This is a genomic window from Duganella sp. GW821-FHT07F09 (assembly GCF_059418705.1).
Map to the genome: position 1 here is coordinate 248,306 of NZ_JBWKQJ010000002.1, position 16,151 is coordinate 264,456.

Below are 16,151 nucleotides of genomic sequence, written 5' to 3' on the forward strand. Positions count from 1 at the left end.
GGCGTTCATCTTATCAACTTACCGGTTTCCAGCGAGGCATCCGTGGCAGCAAAAGTGGCATTGGTGGTGTTCCCCGATTTTCACATACTCGACTTGTCGATCCTGTCGGTGCTTGGCATCGCCAATCATTTCGTTCCGGACAGCTACGACGTCGAAATTGTGTCGATGACGGGCGGGCTGATCCCCAGCAAGACCGGCCTGAGCATCGATACCAAGGTCTTCGCCGACCAGGTGTACGACACGGTGATCGTGGGCAGCTCGCCCGGCATACCGGCGGCGTACCCGCTCATGGTGGAGCGGCTGAAAGCCGCCGCGGCCACGTCGCGCCGGATCGCCAGCATTTGCACCGGTGCCTTCATTCTGGCCGAGGCCGGCGTGTTGAACGGCCGCTCGGTGACCACCCACTGGTACTTCGCGGACGCCTTGAAGGCCCAGTTTCCCCACACCAAGGTCGATCCCGACAAGATATTCATCCGCGATGGGAACGTCTGGAGCTCGGCCGGCATGACCGCCTGCATCGACCTGGTGCTGGGGTTGGTGGAGGCCGACCTCGGACACGATGTCACCAAGCAGATTTGCAAGACGATGGTCCTCTACCATCGCCGCTCCGGCGGGCAGAGCCAGTTCTCCTTGCTTGCCGAGATCGACCCGAAACAGGAGCGCATTCGCCGCATACTGTCCTTCATCAAGGATAATTTGAGCGAACCGCTGAGCATCCAGCAGCTGGCCGACCAGGTCAACTGGAGTCCGCGCCATTTCAGCCGCGCGTTCCAGGCCGAAACCGGGATGTCGCCCGCCAAGGCGATCGAGAAGCTGCGAGTGGAAGCGGCGCAGGCGCTGATCGAGAGCGGCCACACGTCGGCGTCGCGCATCGCGGTGCAAACGGGGTTTGGCGACGACGAGCGAATGCGCCGCGCCTTCGCACGCGTGCTGGGCGCGTCGCCCCGCGACCTCGTGCGGGAGTCACGTTCGAGCAAGATCGCGGTCGGCCGCTGACGGCGGCCTTTGCACGCGAGCTCCCTTTTTACGATCCGCCATCGATGATCGTCCCGATTCATCCGGCCGCCACAGCGCAGCCAGCATCCGCCCGCCTGCGTCGCGTTGATTAACGAGTTCTTAAAAACTCGAATAATTCATTAATCCCACCTCGGCAATATCCATCTGGTAGGCGTGTCTTCCCGACCAACGCCTATGGCTTCGACACGCCCGCTAACCTCATTCGCCATGGGTACCCTGCCTATGGCAAAGGATCTTTCAGATGAAAATTATCCAATCCCTCGTGCTTGCGGCGATCGTGCTGGGCACCAGCGCATGCGCCAGCACTGCCACCAAGCAGCAACCGACGGCTTCCCCATCCGTCATGGAATCCGCCGCCGTGACGCCCGCCGCCACCCCGGCCGACGCCACCCAAGCCAACGATCCGTGGGAAGGCTACAACCGCAGCATGTACAGCTTTAACACCAAGGTGGACAAGTACGTCATGCGTCCCATCGGCGTGGCCTACGACAAGGTGATGCCGGACGTGGTGCAGCGCCGGATCACGTCCTTCTTCGCCAACCTGCAGGAACCGCGCACGATGGTCAACCAGGTCCTCCAGGGACGCCCCGTCGGCGCCGCCAAAACGCTGGGCCGCTTCGTGGTCAACACCACCGCCGGCGTCGGCGGCATCTTCGACCCGGCCAGCGACTTGAAACTCGACCGCGCCAACGAGGATCTGGGCCAGACGCTGGCGGTGTGGGGATGGGAAGACTCAAGATACTTTGTCGCGCCACTCCAGGGTCCAAAGACGGTGCGGGACTTCGTCAGCGGGTTCGGCGACAAACCATTGAACCCCACCGGATACATCGACGATAGCGGCGTAAGCATGGCCGTCACGCTGCTCAAGATCGGCAGCATGCGGGCCGCCGCCCTACCGCTGGACGAGATGCGCGCCGGCGCGCTTGACGAGTACGCGTTTGTGCGCGACATGTGGATGAAGAAACGCCAGTCCCAGATTCAAGCGCACTGACTATTCGGCGCTACCGCTGTTGCGGCGGGCGGCGGCGCCGTTCCCGGCGCCATGTCCGCCAACGTCTCCGCCAGCTCAAGCGTGAGCGTCGCCAGCTGCGGCCTCACCGTGTCCAGCTCGCCGGCATCAGCCAATTGCTCGATCAGCGCGCATCGCGCACGCAATGCATCCGCGCCGAGAAACGCGGCCCCGCCCAACAAGCTGTGCGCGGCCAGCGCGACCGCCAAGGCATCGCCCTCGTCCAGCCCCTGCCACGCCACCGCCAGCAGGCGCGGCCCTTCGATCACGAAGGCCGAGCGCATGGCGCGGTGCAACCTGGCGTCCGCCTCCGCCGATCGCACGCCGGCGGCGGGCAACTCCGCCACGCCGAACATGTCGTCCAACTCGCTCAACGCCGGCGCGCCCGCCGCCATGGCGCGCTGCTCGCCGATCAATGGCCTGCCGTTCGCCAGCAGCGCTTCGAGCTGGCGCGCGATCTCGGTGTGCAGTGCGATCTCATCGATAGGCTTGGCGAGGAAGCCGCTGGCGCCGGCCGCCAGGAAGCGTTGCCGCTCCTCGGCCGTCGCGTTGGCAGTCAGCGCGATCACGGGCACGGCGGCGTCGCGCACGCCGTCCAGCCCGGCGCGCAGGCGCTGCAACGCGGCCATGCCGTCCATGCGCGGCATGCGGCCGTCCATGATCACCAGGTCGTAGTTGCGCGCGGCCAGTTCCTCCAGCGCCGCCAAGCCATCCTCGACGATGGTGAGGGTGTGGCCCATATTGCTCAACAGCTCGGTCAAGATAACCTGGTTGGTGCTGCCGTCCTCCGCGCACAGCACGGCCAGGCGGGCCGCGTGCGGGCGGCGCGCTTCCTCCTCCTGCACAGCAACCGGCGCGCCGCGCTCCAGCGGCAGGCGCACGCGGAACACGCTGCCGAAGCCGGGTTCGCTAGTCGCCTCGATGCGTCCGCCCATGGCGGTGACGATGTTCTTGCAGATGGCCAGGCCCAATCCGGCGCCGCCGTATTTGCGGGACGTGGCGGCGTCGGCCTGCTCGAACTTCTGGAACAGCCGTCCGAGCGCCTCGGCCTCGATGCCGATGCCGGTGTCGCGCACGGTCAGGACGATGCCCCGCGCGCCGTCCTCCGCCACGTTTACGCGCACCTCGCCGCGCTCGGTGAACTTGACGCCGTTGCCGACCAGGTTCACCACCACCTGCCGCAGCCGCGTCGGGTCGCCGCGCCACCAGGCGGGCATCCCGGGGGCGAACTCGGCGATGAGCGAAACGCCCTTGGCCTCGGCGCGGTCGGCCAGCAGGCCCACCACGTCGTTGAGCAGCCCGGCGAGGTCGAAGTCCAGCACCTCCAGCGGCATCTTGCCAGCCTCCAAGCGGGAGAAGTCGAGGATGTCGTTGATGATTTGCAGCAGCACCTCGGCGTTGCTCAGACTTAGGCGCAGCTTGTCGCGGGTGTTGGGCGCCACGCCGGCGTCCTTCATGGCCGAGCGCAGCATGCCGATGACGCCGCCCAGCGGGGTGCGCACTTCGTGGCTGATCATCGCCAGGAAGTCGCTCTTGAGCTGGTTCGACACTTCCGCCGCCCGCTGCGCCGCCAGCGATTCGGCCTGGCTCACCTGCGAGGCGCGCAGGTCCGCCTCGCGTGCATGCAGGGTGGCGATCTGCGCCTCGAGGATTTGCCGGTAGCGGATTTCATTGTCGTGGCTGCGGGCATGGATGACGCGCTGGCGCGCCAGGGCGCCGTCGAGCCCGTGCAGCAGGTAGGTGCACGACACCGTCAACACGGACGAGACCAGCAGGAAATTCACGCTCAGGATGAACCAGTGCGCCAACATGCCGACCTCCACCACGGCCAGGCCGGGCTCTATCCCGCCCATATAGCCGGCCAGGAACAAGGTGGCGCCACACCACAGCAGCGCCAGGATGGCGGCCCTGCTGCCGATCAGCACCGTGCACAGCACCGGGACGGCCATCAGATAAATCTGCGACAACGGCCCGAGGGAAAACAGCAGCACCACGGCGATCATGTAGGCGATGCCGAGAAGCAAGCCCGCGCGCCACTGATACGCGATGCCGCGCTGATAGTGCAGCCAGCCTATGCCGGCCAGGGCGATGACATCCGTCGCCACCATGGGCAAGCGGCCTTGTTGCAAGCCGGCCCACATGCTGGGCACGAAGGCCATCAGGCCCAGCCAGAAGGCGACGGCGCACAAGCCGTTCAGCAGCCGGTTGCGCCAGCCCTGCAAGTCCTGGTCGCCGTGCTCCGGCCGTTCCATGCGCCGGTACAAGGCGGCACGCAGGGCGCGTACCGATGGGCTGTCGATCAAGGGGCTCTCGCAGTAAATGGAAATTGGCGCGATTCTACTACTTTTCGTCACCAATTATCATTTCGATATGAAATCCGCGACGATGATTGCCCCGATGACCTCACTTGTCGAGAATGACGATCGGCTTGTTCTTTTCCACCAAGTAGGTGGCCAGTTCCGACGTGGTGCCGGTGTCGATGTTCTTCGCCGAATGTACCGCGCCGGCCGGGATGTAAATCGACTCGCCCGCCTTGAGGCGAACGACCTTGCCTTCCAGTTCGTATTCTATGGCGCCGGTCAGCACATAGGCGATCTCGACACCCGGGTGGGAGTGTTTCGGGAACGCCGCGCCCTTGGCGAAATCGACGCGCACCTGGATCGCCTCCCTCGTGCTGTCGAACTGGCTGCGCACGGTTTCGGTACGGGCGATGCCCTTGGCATCGAACTTGGGGGCGCCCAGCGGCGCGGCCGACACGTGGTCGTGGGCGGCGGCCGGCGATTGCGCCTGGGCTTGCTGACAGAATACCGAGGCAGCGGCGATGGCGATTGCGGCGATTGATTTCATGATGTTTCCTTGATGAGTGAGCGGCATGACGCCGAAAGCTACTTCTGGTTATATGGCACGATACGACGACCGGTCGTCGATTGCCGCTGTTGTACAACTTGTATTACACTGCGCGCAGCCCACCCGCCACCCCCACGGAGCACACGTGTCGAGCAGTACCGAACCAAGCAGCAAGCCAGTCCGCATCCTCCTCGTCGACGACCATCCGATGATCCTGGCGGGACTGGCCGACACCATCGCCAACCAGCCCGATCTGCAAGTGGTGGGCGAACTCGACGATGGCGCCGGCGTGCTCGAGTCATACGAGGCCTTGCGGCCGGACCTGACGATCATGGATATCGCCATGCCCGGGCTGGACGGCCTGCAGGCGCTCGAAGCGCTGCGTCGGCGGCACGGCCAGGCGCGCGTGATCATGCTGACGACGCTGAGCGGCGACCACCAGATGCGCCGCGCGCTCGAACTGGGCGCGGCCGGCTTCCTGATGAAACACAGCCTGCGCAAGGACCTGGTCGACGCGATCCGGGCGGTACATGCCGGCCGTCGCTGGATACCCGCCGACGTGGCGCGCACCCTGGTCGAACGCCTGGGCCAGCCAAACCTGAGCGAGCGGGAGATGGCGGTGCTGTCGAGCGCCGCCGCCGGCAACGGCAACAAGCAAATCGGCGTGCACCTCGGCATCGCCGAGGACACCGTCAAAGCCCACATCCGCACCATCCTCGCCAAGCTTGACGCGCATGACCGCACCCATGCGGTCGCCATCGCGGTCAAGCGCGGCATCATCTCCCTCTAGCGCCGGGCTTAGCCCTTGATGAACGCCAGCAGGTCGTTGTTGACGCGGTCCTTGTGGGTGTCGGTCAAGCCGTGCGGCGCGCCCGGATACACCAGCAGCTTGGCGTGCTTGACGATCGCGGCGGCGGCTTTGCCGGAGGCGTCGATCGGCACGATCTGGTCGTCGTCGCCGTGGATGATCAGGGTCGGCTTGTCGAACTTTTTCAGGTCGGCGCGGAAGTCGGTCTCCGAGAACGCCTTGATCGAGTCGTAGGTGTTCTTGTGGCCGGCCTGCATGCCCTGCGCCGTCCACGAGTTGATCAAGCCTTGCGAGACCTTGGCGCCCGGACGGTTGAAGCCGAAGAACGGCCCCGACGCGATGTCGATGTAGAGCTGGGCGCGGTTGGCGGTGGAGCCGGCGCGGATGCCGTCGAACACTTCCATCGGCAAACCGCCTGGATAATCCGCCTTCTTGAGCATCAGCGGCGGCACGGCCGACACCAGGGCCAGCCCGGCGACGCGTTTGGTGCCATGGCGGCCGACGTAGCGCGCCACCTCTCCGCCACCGGTAGAAAAGCCCACCAGCACCGCGTTCTTCAGATCCAGCGCCTCGATCACCTGGGCCAGGTCGTCGGCGTAGTGGTCCATGTCGTTGCCGTCCCATGGCTGGCTCGAGCGGCCGTGGCCACGGCGGTCGTGGGCGATGCAGCGGTAGCCGCGATCGGCCAGGAAGATCATTTGCGATTCCCAGCTGTCCGAGTTCAGCGGCCAACCGTGGCTGAAGACGACCGGCTGGCCGTTCTTCGGCCCCCAATCCTTGTAGTACAGCTCGACGCCGTCGCGCGTGGTCAGCGTGGAGACCTGGCGGGTCTGCTGTTTCGATGGCGTGGCGGCGGACGCGTTGAGCGAGACGCCGGCGGCGGCAGTGCCGGCTGCTGCCGCCGCCGTGGCGGCGCTCATCAGCACATTGCGGCGGCGCTGGTCGGGATTGGTGTGGTTGGTCATGCTTTCCTCTCTTCGGGTATCAATGGTGGGCACGATGAACATGCCAGCCAAAGCGTACCGTGGAGCGTCGCCGCCGCCATCGCCATGACGGGCGCAGACGCGCTAGCTCTTTCGAGCTAGCGTCCGCTAAGCGGCCTTCGCCTGGGGTCGCCGGCGCTGGCGCAACCGGGCGAACAGGGCCGCCGAGCGGCCTCCCGCGTAAGCGTGTTCGGCCGGGATGTCCAGTTGCATCGCGGTGCCCTCGCCGGGCGCCGAGACCAGCTGGTAGCGCGCACCGATGGCCTTGGCGCGCTCGCCCATGCCGACGATGCCGTAGTGGTTCGGCCGCCCCGTGCCGCATGACAAGGCCGCCGGCATGCCGCAACCGTCGTCGCGCACCAGCACCGACAGGCCGTCGGCACGGTAATCGATGATCAGCTCCACCTTGTCCGCCCGGGCATGGCGCGAGGCGTTGAACAAGGCTTCGCGCGCGATCGCCTGCACCTCGTCGCGCAGCCGTGGACAGAGCGCGCGCGGCGTGCCGTGGATGCCCGCGCTGAAGCGCTGCTGCAGCAGCACTTGGCCATATTGCGCGAGCGCCTGGCCCAGCTCGCCCGGTTCGCCGCCGGTACGCAGGTCCGCGATGCAGTCGCGCCCCTCCGCCATCAACTCGTCGGCCAGGTCCAGGGTTTGTTCGAGCTTGCCGCGCTCGTCGGCGCTGATCGGCAGGCTGCGTGCTTGCTGGTGGAACAGCATGATCAGGCCCTGCACGCTTTGCAGCACGGTGTCGTGCAGGCCGCGCGCGATGCGCTCGCGCTCGGCCAGGCGCTGCTGCATGCGGTCGCGCATGCGCGCGGTCAGATGCCGGACCCGCAGCCGATACAGCCCGCCCAGCAACAGCGCCGCCAGCACCGCCATCAGCGCCGTGAACCAGCCGGTCTCGACGAAGCGCGGCGGCAAGGTCAACGCCAGCGTGGCGCCGGTCTCGTTCCACACGCCGTCCTCGTTGGCGGCGATCACGCGGAAGCGGTAGTCGCCGGGACCGAGGTTGGTGTAGACCGCTTCGCGGCGCATGCCGGCTTCCTGCCAGTCCTCGTCATAGCCTTCGAGCTTGTAGCGGAAGCGCACCCGTTCCGGCAGCGCCAGGGCCAGCGCCGTGTAGGCGATGCGCAGGTCGCGCCGGCCGCTCGGCAGCCGCAAATCCGGCGGCGCCGAATAAGTGAAGGAATGGCTAACATCGCCCGCGCGCAGCGACAGCACCTGCACCGGCGGCGCCAGCGGATTGCGCGCGATGGCGGCCGGATCGAGTACGGCCACTTCGCTGCCGGTGGTGAACCACAGCCGGCCGTCGGTGCTCTGCGCCATCGACGGCAAGGGACGGTACTGCTCGGCGCCGCCGACCAAACCGTCGAGCGCGTCGAAGCGCTCATATGGCAGCGGCCATTCCGGCTCGCGCAGCAGCCGCTCGACATCCCCGGCGGCGATGCGGCTAATGCCCTCGGAACCGTACAGCCACAGCTCGCCAGTACCGGTCCGCACCATGCCGGACAAGCCGCGCAACTGCCGCCCGCCGGCCGGGGTCACGCTGTGCCAGCGCTGGCCGTCGTGCCACGCCAGCCCGTTCTGGCCGCCGGCCCAGACGCGCGGACCGTCCACCAGCAGCGATTGCACGTTGCCCAGCCGCATACCGTCGGCCTCGCCGAAGACCCGCGACCGCTGGCCGTCGATCAGCGCGACCCGGTTGTGCAGATAGCCCGCCCACACGCGCCCGGCGCGGTCGGTCGCCAGCGACAACGCGAGCTGTTCGGGCAGTCCGGGCAAGCCGCCGTCCTTGCGCCAGGCGCCGTCCTCGATCATGAACAAACCCTGGCGCGACAGCGAGATCCACATGCGGCCCCTGGCGTCGATGGTGATGGCCTGGGTGTCATGGCCGACCAGGTGCGGCGGATGCGGGAAGCGTGTCAGCGCGCCCGACGTGGCGCGGTGCCAGCGCTCTGCGTTATTGGCCAGCCACAGGCTGCCGTCGGCGGCGCGGTAGGCGCCGGTGAGCTTGAACCGCCCCACCTCCTCCTGCGGGCCGGCGGCGGCGGTGTAGCGGCGCAGCGGGTGGCGCCAGTCGCCGATGATCACGCCGCCTCGATCGTCGGCGATCACGCCGGGACGATCGAAGGCGGTGGCGACCGGCACCCCGCGCAGGCGGGTACGGCGCAGGCGGTCCAGGCCGGCCGAGGTGCCGATCCACAGGTTGCCTTCGCGGTCCTCGAACGCCGTTTGCGGCAGCGGGCCGCTCATGCCGTTTTCCCTGGTCATCTGGCGCGCGTCGGCGGCCTTGCCGACATACGGCGCCTGGCGGCGCTCCAGCGCGTTCACCTTCAAAATCCACATGTTGCCATCGCGGTCGAACAGCGCGCCGTTGCCGCCCAGTTCCGCGCGCGGCGCCGGATTGCCCGGTGGCGGCGCGGACAACACGCGGTAATGTTTGTTGACGCCGTCCGATCCCCACAAGGTGCCGTCCGGCGCCTCGGCCATCGCCATCATGTCGATATACGGCCATGCGCGCCGGTAGCGCGGCTGGCCTGGATCGCGGAAATAGATCCCCCCTTCGACCGAGACCCACTGGCGGCCGTCGCGGCCATACAAAACCTGCCGCGCGTGTTTTTCCGGCAGGCCTTCCCTTTCGCCGACCCGGCGAAAGCGCGTCGCGCCGGGCGCCAGATGGCCAAGGCCGCTGCTGGTCGCGGCCCAGACGCCGCCATCGGGTCCCTCCGTCATGGTGAAAATGGCGCCCTTCGGCAAGCCGTCCGCCTCGGTGAACAGGCGCGCGCTGTTCGAGCCGTTCGCGCCGAACACGCTGATGCCGCCGAAGCGTCCGCCCACCCACAAGCGCCCGTCGCGCGTGGTGAGCAATCCGAGCGTGCTGTTGGTGTGCAGCCGATGGCCTTGCACGCTGTCCATCCGTTCGAAATCGACGCCGTCAAAGCGGAACAGGCCATTGGGCGAGCTGATCCACAGCCAGCCGTCCAGGGTCTGCGTGAACTGCAGGACGTCGGCGGGCGCGCCGCGCTGGCCGTTCCAGCCGGTGTGGGCGTAATTGACCAGCGCGGGCATGGCGGCGACGGCCGCCTGAGACAGCGCGAGCGCGAGCGCGCCCAGCATGATCACGTGGCGCGGCCAGGCCGGGGCAAAGGTCGCGAAGCGGCGCACCAAAGCGATCGCGCTCTTCAACGAGGGTCCGTTTTCATAAGGTTATTCAGGGGATGGGAACCGCGTCGAGTGCGCGATATGCCGCAGTGTTGCTTCAATTATAAGTTGATCGGCGGTTTGGGTAAAGCCGCCGCCCGCCGGCGGGCCTGTTCACTTCTGCTGCGGGTAATTCTTGAGCAATTCGACCAGCTTGCGGGTCGAGTTCTCGCCCCACCAGTTCCACAACGCCTCCATTTGTTCGCCGTTCCGCTCGAAGTAGGCATTGCTGGCCGACAGCCACAAGGTCGAGGTCCGCACCGGCATCGCCATCCGGGTCAGGCTGGTGCCGTAGCGCGCGGCGATGGCGGCTTCCATCGCCGCGATGTTGGCGATCGAAAAGGCGAAGCCGTCGGCGCGCCGCAACGCCACCTTGTCCATATTGCTGTACGTGTCGAGCGAGCCGTCGTCGACTTTGAAGCCTTCGTCCCTGAGCTGCTCGCCCAGCGGCGAACCCTGGTTGGTCACCAAGGTGCGGCCCTTGAAATAGGTGCGTGGATCGGTGTGGGGTGCCAGGCCATCGGCCGTGCGCACATACACCACCGCCGTCATTCGCAAACCACGGCGAATGTCGAGCTGACCCGCCCTCATGGGCAGGGCCGAGTATGGCTGCTCGCCGTCGCGAAGATCGACCGGGGCCAGGTCTGCGCTGCCATTGATCAGCGCCAGCTTGATTCTCGCGTTCGGCAAGCGGATCATTTCAGGCGTGCAGCCGACACTGCGGACCGCCAATCGGAGCAGATCGACGCCGGCGCCGGGGGGCTCCGGCACCACCGCGCCGTTACCGAAGTAGTAAGGCGGGCGCTCGCGATCGGGATAGGCAACACGGATCACGCAGTCGCGGGCATAAGTCTGACCACACAGCAGCAGCAAGGTAGCGGCACATGCCATGACATTCATGCAAAACTCCGGTTGACAGGCTGGAGTATAACGTCACAGCGGCGGACTTCGATCACTCGAAGCCCGCCGAGCCCGGATTTGCGACAAATCAGGATTTGGCGAACGCCAGGAAATCGGCGTTGAACTTGTCCTTATGCGTGTCGGTCAGGCCGTGCGGCGCGCCGGGGTAGACGATCAGCTTGGCGTGCTTGACGATCGCTGCGGAGGCCTTGCCGGCGGCGTCGATCGGCACGATCTGGTCGTCGTCGCCGTGGATGATCAGGGTCGGCTTGTCGAACTTTTTCAGGTCGTCGCGGAAGTCGGTCTCCGAGAACGCCTTGATCGAATCGTAGGTGTTCTTGTGGCCGGCCTGCATGCCCTGGGCGTACCAGGCGTTGATGATGCCTTGCGACGGCTTGGCGCCAGGGCGGTTGTAGCCGTAGAACGGACCCGAGGCGATGTCCAGATACAACTGGGCGCGGTTGGCGACCGAGCCGGCGCGAATGCCGTCGAACACTTCGATCGGCAGGCCGCCGGGGTTGGTGGCGGTCTTGAGCATCAGCGGCGGCACCGCCGAGATCAGGCCCAGCTTGGCGATGCGCTTGGTGCCGTGGCGGCCGACGTAACGGGCCACCTCGCCGCCACCGGTCGAGAAACCGGCCAGGATGATGTTTTTCAGGTCCAGCTTTTCGATCAGCTGCGCCAGGTCGTCGGCGTAGTGGTCCATGTCGTTGCCGTCCCATGGCTGGCTCGAGCGGCCGTGGCCGCGGCGGTCGTGGGTGATGACGCGGAAGCCGTTGTTGGCCAGGTGGAAGGCGGCCGATTCCCAGCTGTCGGCGTTCAGCGGCCAGCCGTGGCTGAGCACGACAGGTTGGCCGGTGCGCGGACCCCAATCCTTGTAGTAGATCTCGACGCCGTCGCGGGTGGTGATGGTGCTCACCGAGTGGGCTACCGGGCCGCCTTTGACGACCGGCGCGGCTTCGGCGGCGGCGGAGGTGCTGAGCGCGGCCAGCGGCACGGCCACGGCAGCGGCGGCCGCGCCGACACTGCTGAACAGGGCGGTACGACGGGAAAGGCTGACTGCTTGGTTTTGGGTGTCTTTGCTCATGATTGGCTCCTGGTTTATTTAGATAACTGACGATTTAGTAGCTCACTATGCGATTCCTGCTTGTTTCGCTGTTGAGCCGCCGATGTGAGAACTATATATCGCTCGCTATTCGATAGCAAGCGATATTTGTAAATATTTTTACCTGTCCTTTGGGGTGGGCCGCCACCGGGCGGCCCACCCGCCGCGATCAGGACTTGGCGAACGCCAGGAAATCGGCGTTGAACTTCTCTTTATGCGTGTCGGTCAGGCCGTGCGGCGCGCCCGGATAGACGATCAGCTTGGCGTGCTTGACGATGGCGGCCGAGGCTTTGCCGGCGGCGTCGATCGGCACGATCTGGTCGTCGTCGCCGTGGATGATCAGGGTCGGCTTGTCGAACTTCTTCAAGTCGTCGCGGAAGTCGGTCTCCGAGAACGCCTTGATCGAGTCGTAGGTGTTCTTGTGGCCGCCCTGCATGCCCTGGGCGTACCAGGCGTTGATGATGCCTTGCGACGGCTTGGCACCCGGACGGTTGTAGCCGTAGAACGGGCCCGAGGCGATGTCCAGATACAACTGGGCGCGGTTGGCGACCGAGCCGGCGCGGATGCCGTCGAACACTTCGATCGGCAGGCCGCCGGGGTTGGTGGCGGTCTTGAGCATCAGCGGCGGCACCGCCGAGATCAGGCCCAGCTTGGCGATGCGCTTGGTGCCGTGGCGGCCGACGTAACGGGCCACCTCGCCGCCACCGGTGGAGAAGCCGGCCAGGATGATGTTTTTCAGGTCCAGTTTTTCGATCAGCTGCGCCAGGTCGTCGGCGTAGTGGTCCATGTCGTTGCCGTCCCATGGCTGGCTCGAGCGGCCGTGGCCACGGCGGTCGTGGGTGATGACGCGGAAGCCGTTGTTGGCCAGGTGGAAGGCGGCCGATTCCCAGCTGTCGGCGTTCAGCGGCCAGCCGTGGCTGAGCACGACAGGTTGGCCGGTGCGCGGCCCCCAATCCTTGTAGTAGATCTCGACGCCGTCGCGGGTGGTGATGGTGCTGACCGAGTGGGCCACCGGGCCGCCTTTGGCGACCGGTGCGGCCTCGGCGGCGCCGCCCATCGTTGCCAGCGGCACGGCGACGGCGGCGACAGCGGCTGCGGCGGCCCCGGCGCTGCTGAACAAGGCGGTGCGGCGGGACAGGTTGACAGTAGTGGTTTCAGCGGCGTTGTTCATGATGGTCTTCCTTTTAGTTGATGTTTGGATATAAATGTCTGTGCTACGATTCTTTGCAAGTTTGGCCTTGCGATGGGATGAATCTTAGGCCCGCCACCGCGTTTGTGGAACAGACAGCCATGCAAGCCCACTTTGCAGAAATGCACAGCCCCCCACATCACCCCTACGCCGACACAGATGCCAAGCAGTAACGACTTCGACTGGAACGACATCCCGCTGATCCTGGCGCTGGCCCGCAGCGGCAGCATGAGCGCCACCGGGCGCCAGCTGGGCGTGGACGCGTCGACCATCAGCCGCCGCATCGCCGCCGCCGAGAAGGCCCTGAAACTGCGCCTGTTCATCCGCGACAACACCGGCTACCAGCTGACCGACGCCGGCCGCGTCTTCGTCGCGCACGGCGAAACCGTCTACGGCAACGTCGAGGGCATGCTGCAAGCCTCGTCGCAGGAGGCGGACGCCACCGCCGGTCCGGTCAACATCACCTCGATCGATTTCCTGTTCGACTACTGGCTGCTGGACCACGTGCCAGAATTGCACGCGCAACATCCGCACCTGCAACTAACCTTGCAGGCGGAAAACCAGAACCTGTCGTTTACACGGCGCGAGGCCGACTTCGCCCTGCGCATGGGTAAGCCGGGCGAGGACGCGGCGCTGGTGATGCGCAAGCTGGGCGACCTCGGCTTCGCCGTCTACGGCCACCCGCGCTACGCCGACACCCCGCGCGCCTGCTGGGGCACGCAGCCGTGGATCGCCTACGACGACGCGCTGGCCGGCACCGGCGAAATGCAATGGCTGTCGGCGATGGAGCCGCAGCCGCGCCGCGTGCTCAAGGTCAACAGTCTGAGCACGATGGTGCGCGCCTGCCGCGCCGGCGTCGGCATGGCGCTGCTGCCGTGCATCATGGGCGAGCCGGAAGGCTTGCGCCGCATCGGCGCCGGCGTCGAGGTGCAGCGCGACATCTGGCTGCTGAGCCATCGCGACGCGGGATCGATCGCCCGCTTCAAGGCCGTCTCCACCTGGCTGACGCAGCTCTACGCCAGCCACCAGGACGTGCTGTGCGGTGCGGGCCTCAACCACCGCTAGAGCGGCCGCCCGCTTATCCTACCGCGGCGTATAAGCCGCCAAAACGCAGTCTGCCCCCTCCTTTTTGCAGTTCGTCACATCCCGGTGGATGTACAGATGGCCCTTGTCTATAGTTCACTCAACGCAACGAACTATTCAACCCAAGGAGCTCAAAATGAACATCGCAAAAAACATGGAAGCCATCTTCATCGCCGCCGTCGTCGTCGCCGGCGCCACCACCTTCGCCACGGCCGCCGTGCCGGCAACGCGCGCCGCGACTCCGGTCGCCGCAGCGGTCGTCGCCAAGGCCGACACCAGCGCCATGCAAGTGGTGACGGTCACCGCCAAGCGCCTGACCGCCGCCGAAAAAGCAGCCCTGTAATCACACCGAAGAAGATGGAGCGCATCATGAAAAAATATCTGAAGGCCGCGATGCTGGCCACGGTGTTGTGCAGCGGCGCCAGCGCCGCGCTGGCCGCGGACATCATCAGCGAGAGCCGCAGTGTCGATGCGCGCGCCGTCAACGTCGATCTCGATGGCGTCATCAGCCTGAAGATCAAACAGGGACCGGTCGCTTCGCTGACCTTGTACGGCGACCCGGACGCGCTGAAAAAAGTGACGGTGCAGCAGAGCGGCGACACGCTGCGCATCGCCACCGTCAAGACCAACACCATCAGCATCGGCGGCAAAAAGGATCTGCGCGCCGAGCTGACCTTGCCGAATCTGCGCGCGCTGACATCGGGCGGCGTGGGCGCCACCGAGGTGGCGGGATTCAGCGGCGAGAACTTGCGCCTGGCATTGGAAGGCGCCGGTTCGGTGAAGGTCAACGCGCAATACCGCAATGTCGACGTGAAGCTGGGCGGCGTGGGCGGCATGACCGTCAACACCGGCAACAGCGACAACGTCGAACTGCATCTTAACGGTGCTGGCCGCATAGAGATGATCGGCCAGACCAAGCAATTGAACGCCAGCCTGGGTGGCGTCGGCAGCCTCGATGCGCAGCAGCTGCGCGCCGAAACGGTCGACGTCAACATGTCGGGCCTGGGCAGCGCGTCGGTCTATGCACGCAACACCGCGAAACTTAATTTGAGCGGTCTCGGTTCAGCCACCGTGTACGGCAACCCGACCAATCGAAAGTCTTCCGCGAACGGCTTGGGCAGCGTGAGCTGGCAGTAAGGAATGCGCCAGGCGCTCGTGTAGCGCTGGCCGCAACAGGAAACACATGGGTGTGTTTTTTTCCGTCCGGGAGGATGATCTCCACCCGGACGGTTTTTTTTATTTGAAGCGGCCGCCCAGGCTGGCGTCGTGTCCAAGCACGATGCGCATGTCGGCGCGGGGCGACTTCGCGTTTTGCGCTTTCAGCGGCAGGCCCAGTCGCTCCGACAGCGATTCCGCCATCACTTGCTGCTCCCGCTGATATTCGATGCGGCTGATCGGCACATCGAAGTTTTTCATGTTCGTCAGCCGCACGGTCTTCAATCCCTCCACGCTCAACGAGCGCGCCAGCCGGGCGGCGGCGCCGTTGATGCCATTGCCGTTGCTGATTTCAAGGCGCACCGGCGCGGGCAGGACCGGCATCGCCGCCGTTGGGTTGGCCGGCCCGGCCGGAGTTGGCGGCGGCATCGCTTTCATCGTCGCCGCCGGCGCGACACGCAGCACCTCCACCAGTGCCGCGCCGAGCTGCCGCACCTCGGTGCGCGGCATCGACGCGGAAGAAGCCGGTGCGGGCGCGGGCAGCTCGGCGGCTTTTTCCCGCAGTAGCGCATAGTCGCGTCGCACATCGTGTGCGCGCAAAGTGGCCGCCTGCTCGTACATCGTGCGCGCCCGTTCACGCTGGCCGTCCGCTTCCAGCGCCGCCGCCAGCGCCTCCCATTTTTCCGCGTCCATCGGGTCGGAAAGGCAGGCCCGCTCCAATGCCGTGATGGCCTGGCCACCCGGCGTAACGGCGGCTGGCGGTTGGATCGCTGGGGCCTGCGTCCGCATGTCGCCGCATGCGATCAGCAGCAAGCCGGTGGCCGTCGCCAGTAGTGATTTTTTCATCTCGAACC

14 protein-coding genes are annotated in these 16,151 nt (G+C 66.2%); 6 read left to right on the top strand and 8 right to left on the bottom strand.

Annotated elements, in window-relative coordinates:
- Positions 1 to 42 precede the first annotated feature (42 nt).
- Both AC07P1_RS06165 and AC07P1_RS06170 read left to right on the top strand, forming a co-directional pair.
- On the top strand, positions 43 to 996 hold the full coding sequence (locus tag AC07P1_RS06165) for a GlxA family transcriptional regulator (RefSeq protein ID WP_494694958.1): 954 nt from the start codon (positions 43 to 45) through the stop codon (positions 994 to 996).
- Positions 997 to 1,258: 262 nt separating this feature from the next.
- Complete coding sequence (locus AC07P1_RS06170) at positions 1,259 to 2,008, top strand: MlaA family lipoprotein (RefSeq protein WP_494694959.1); 750 nt, start codon at positions 1,259 to 1,261, stop codon at positions 2,006 to 2,008.
- Here the strand turns inward: AC07P1_RS06170 and AC07P1_RS06175 are convergent.
- Together AC07P1_RS06175 and AC07P1_RS06180 are read right to left on the bottom strand one after the other, a co-directional pair.
- Positions 1,996 to 4,329: an ATP-binding protein gene (locus AC07P1_RS06175; RefSeq protein ID WP_494694960.1), complete on the bottom strand. Its 2,334-nt coding sequence runs from the start codon at positions 4,327 to 4,329 to the stop codon at positions 1,996 to 1,998. The genes AC07P1_RS06170 and AC07P1_RS06175 overlap by 13 nt on opposite strands.
- A 100-nt stretch (positions 4,330 to 4,429) precedes the next feature.
- Positions 4,430 to 4,873 carry a cupin domain-containing protein gene (locus AC07P1_RS06180; protein ID WP_494694961.1) on the bottom strand — a complete coding sequence of 148 codons (444 nt, stop codon included), beginning with the start codon at positions 4,871 to 4,873 and terminating at the stop codon, positions 4,430 to 4,432.
- 145 nt (positions 4,874 to 5,018) lie between these two features.
- Between AC07P1_RS06180 and AC07P1_RS06185 the strand changes: the two genes are divergently transcribed.
- Positions 5,019 to 5,663, top strand: a complete 645-nt coding sequence (locus AC07P1_RS06185; protein ID WP_494694962.1) for a response regulator — start codon at positions 5,019 to 5,021, stop codon at positions 5,661 to 5,663.
- A gap of 8 nt (positions 5,664 to 5,671) precedes the next feature.
- Here the strand turns inward: AC07P1_RS06185 and AC07P1_RS06190 are convergent, their stop codons facing one another.
- The 5 genes from AC07P1_RS06190 to AC07P1_RS06210 all read right to left on the bottom strand — a co-directional run bounded on the left by AC07P1_RS06190 (position 5,672) and on the right by AC07P1_RS06210 (position 13,041).
- Positions 5,672 to 6,646 carry an alpha/beta fold hydrolase gene (locus AC07P1_RS06190; protein WP_494694963.1) on the bottom strand — a complete coding sequence of 325 codons (975 nt, stop codon included), beginning with the start codon at positions 6,644 to 6,646 and terminating at the stop codon, positions 5,672 to 5,674.
- 126 nt (positions 6,647 to 6,772) lie between these two features.
- Positions 6,773 to 9,850, bottom strand: a complete 3,078-nt coding sequence (locus AC07P1_RS06195; RefSeq protein ID WP_494694964.1) for a sensor histidine kinase — start codon at positions 9,848 to 9,850, stop codon at positions 6,773 to 6,775.
- Positions 9,851 to 9,979: 129 nt separating this feature from the next.
- On the bottom strand, positions 9,980 to 10,765 hold the full coding sequence (locus AC07P1_RS06200; protein WP_494694965.1) for a hypothetical protein: 786 nt from the start codon (positions 10,763 to 10,765) through the stop codon (positions 9,980 to 9,982).
- Between the two features lie 88 nt (positions 10,766 to 10,853).
- Complete coding sequence (locus AC07P1_RS06205; protein ID WP_494694966.1) at positions 10,854 to 11,852, bottom strand: alpha/beta fold hydrolase; 999 nt, start codon at positions 11,850 to 11,852, stop codon at positions 10,854 to 10,856.
- Between the two features lie 187 nt (positions 11,853 to 12,039).
- Positions 12,040 to 13,041, bottom strand: coding sequence for an alpha/beta fold hydrolase (locus tag AC07P1_RS06210; RefSeq protein WP_494694967.1), 1,002 nt, complete (start codon positions 13,039 to 13,041; stop codon positions 12,040 to 12,042).
- Positions 13,042 to 13,218: 177 nt separating this feature from the next.
- On the opposite strand from AC07P1_RS06210, the gene AC07P1_RS06215 reads away from it, so the two are divergent.
- The 3 genes from AC07P1_RS06215 (at position 13,219) to AC07P1_RS06225 (ending at position 15,279) form a co-directional block, all read left to right on the top strand.
- Positions 13,219 to 14,124: a LysR family transcriptional regulator gene (locus AC07P1_RS06215; RefSeq protein WP_494694968.1), complete on the top strand. Its 906-nt coding sequence runs from the start codon at positions 13,219 to 13,221 to the stop codon at positions 14,122 to 14,124.
- Between the two features lie 154 nt (positions 14,125 to 14,278).
- Positions 14,279 to 14,485, top strand: coding sequence for a hypothetical protein (locus AC07P1_RS06220; protein WP_494694969.1), 207 nt, complete (start codon positions 14,279 to 14,281; stop codon positions 14,483 to 14,485).
- Positions 14,486 to 14,511: 26 nt separating this feature from the next.
- Positions 14,512 to 15,279 carry a GIN domain-containing protein gene (locus AC07P1_RS06225; RefSeq protein ID WP_494694970.1) on the top strand — a complete coding sequence of 256 codons (768 nt, stop codon included), beginning with the start codon at positions 14,512 to 14,514 and terminating at the stop codon, positions 15,277 to 15,279.
- Positions 15,280 to 15,378: 99 nt separating this feature from the next.
- Here the strand turns inward: AC07P1_RS06225 and AC07P1_RS06230 are convergent, their stop codons facing one another.
- Positions 15,379 to 16,143: a LytR C-terminal domain-containing protein gene (locus AC07P1_RS06230; protein WP_494694971.1), complete on the bottom strand. Its 765-nt coding sequence runs from the start codon at positions 16,141 to 16,143 to the stop codon at positions 15,379 to 15,381.
- Positions 16,144 to 16,151: the final 8 nt, after the last annotated feature.

Bases quoted from the DNA above. Each gene is read 5' to 3' on its own strand.
- AC07P1_RS06230 (WP_494694971.1), bottom strand. From the start codon at position 16,143: ATGAAAAAATCACTACTGGCGACGGCCACCGGCTTGCTGCTGATCGCA.
- AC07P1_RS06190 (WP_494694963.1), bottom strand. From the start codon at position 6,646: ATGACCAACCACACCAATCCCGACCAGCGCCGCCGCAATGTGCTGATG.
- AC07P1_RS06225 (WP_494694970.1), top strand. From the start codon at position 14,512: ATGAAAAAATATCTGAAGGCCGCGATGCTGGCCACGGTGTTGTGCAGC.
- AC07P1_RS06180 (WP_494694961.1), bottom strand. From the start codon at position 4,873: ATGAAATCAATCGCCGCAATCGCCATCGCCGCTGCCTCGGTATTCTGT.
- AC07P1_RS06205 (WP_494694966.1), bottom strand. From the start codon at position 11,852: ATGAGCAAAGACACCCAAAACCAAGCAGTCAGCCTTTCCCGTCGTACC.
- AC07P1_RS06200 (WP_494694965.1), bottom strand. From the start codon at position 10,765: ATGAATGTCATGGCATGTGCCGCTACCTTGCTGCTGCTGTGTGGTCAG.
- AC07P1_RS06170 (WP_494694959.1), top strand. From the start codon at position 1,259: ATGAAAATTATCCAATCCCTCGTGCTTGCGGCGATCGTGCTGGGCACC.
- AC07P1_RS06220 (WP_494694969.1), top strand. From the start codon at position 14,279: ATGAACATCGCAAAAAACATGGAAGCCATCTTCATCGCCGCCGTCGTC.
- AC07P1_RS06210 (WP_494694967.1), bottom strand. From the start codon at position 13,041: ATGAACAACGCCGCTGAAACCACTACTGTCAACCTGTCCCGCCGCACC.
- AC07P1_RS06215 (WP_494694968.1), top strand. From the start codon at position 13,219: ATGCCAAGCAGTAACGACTTCGACTGGAACGACATCCCGCTGATCCTG.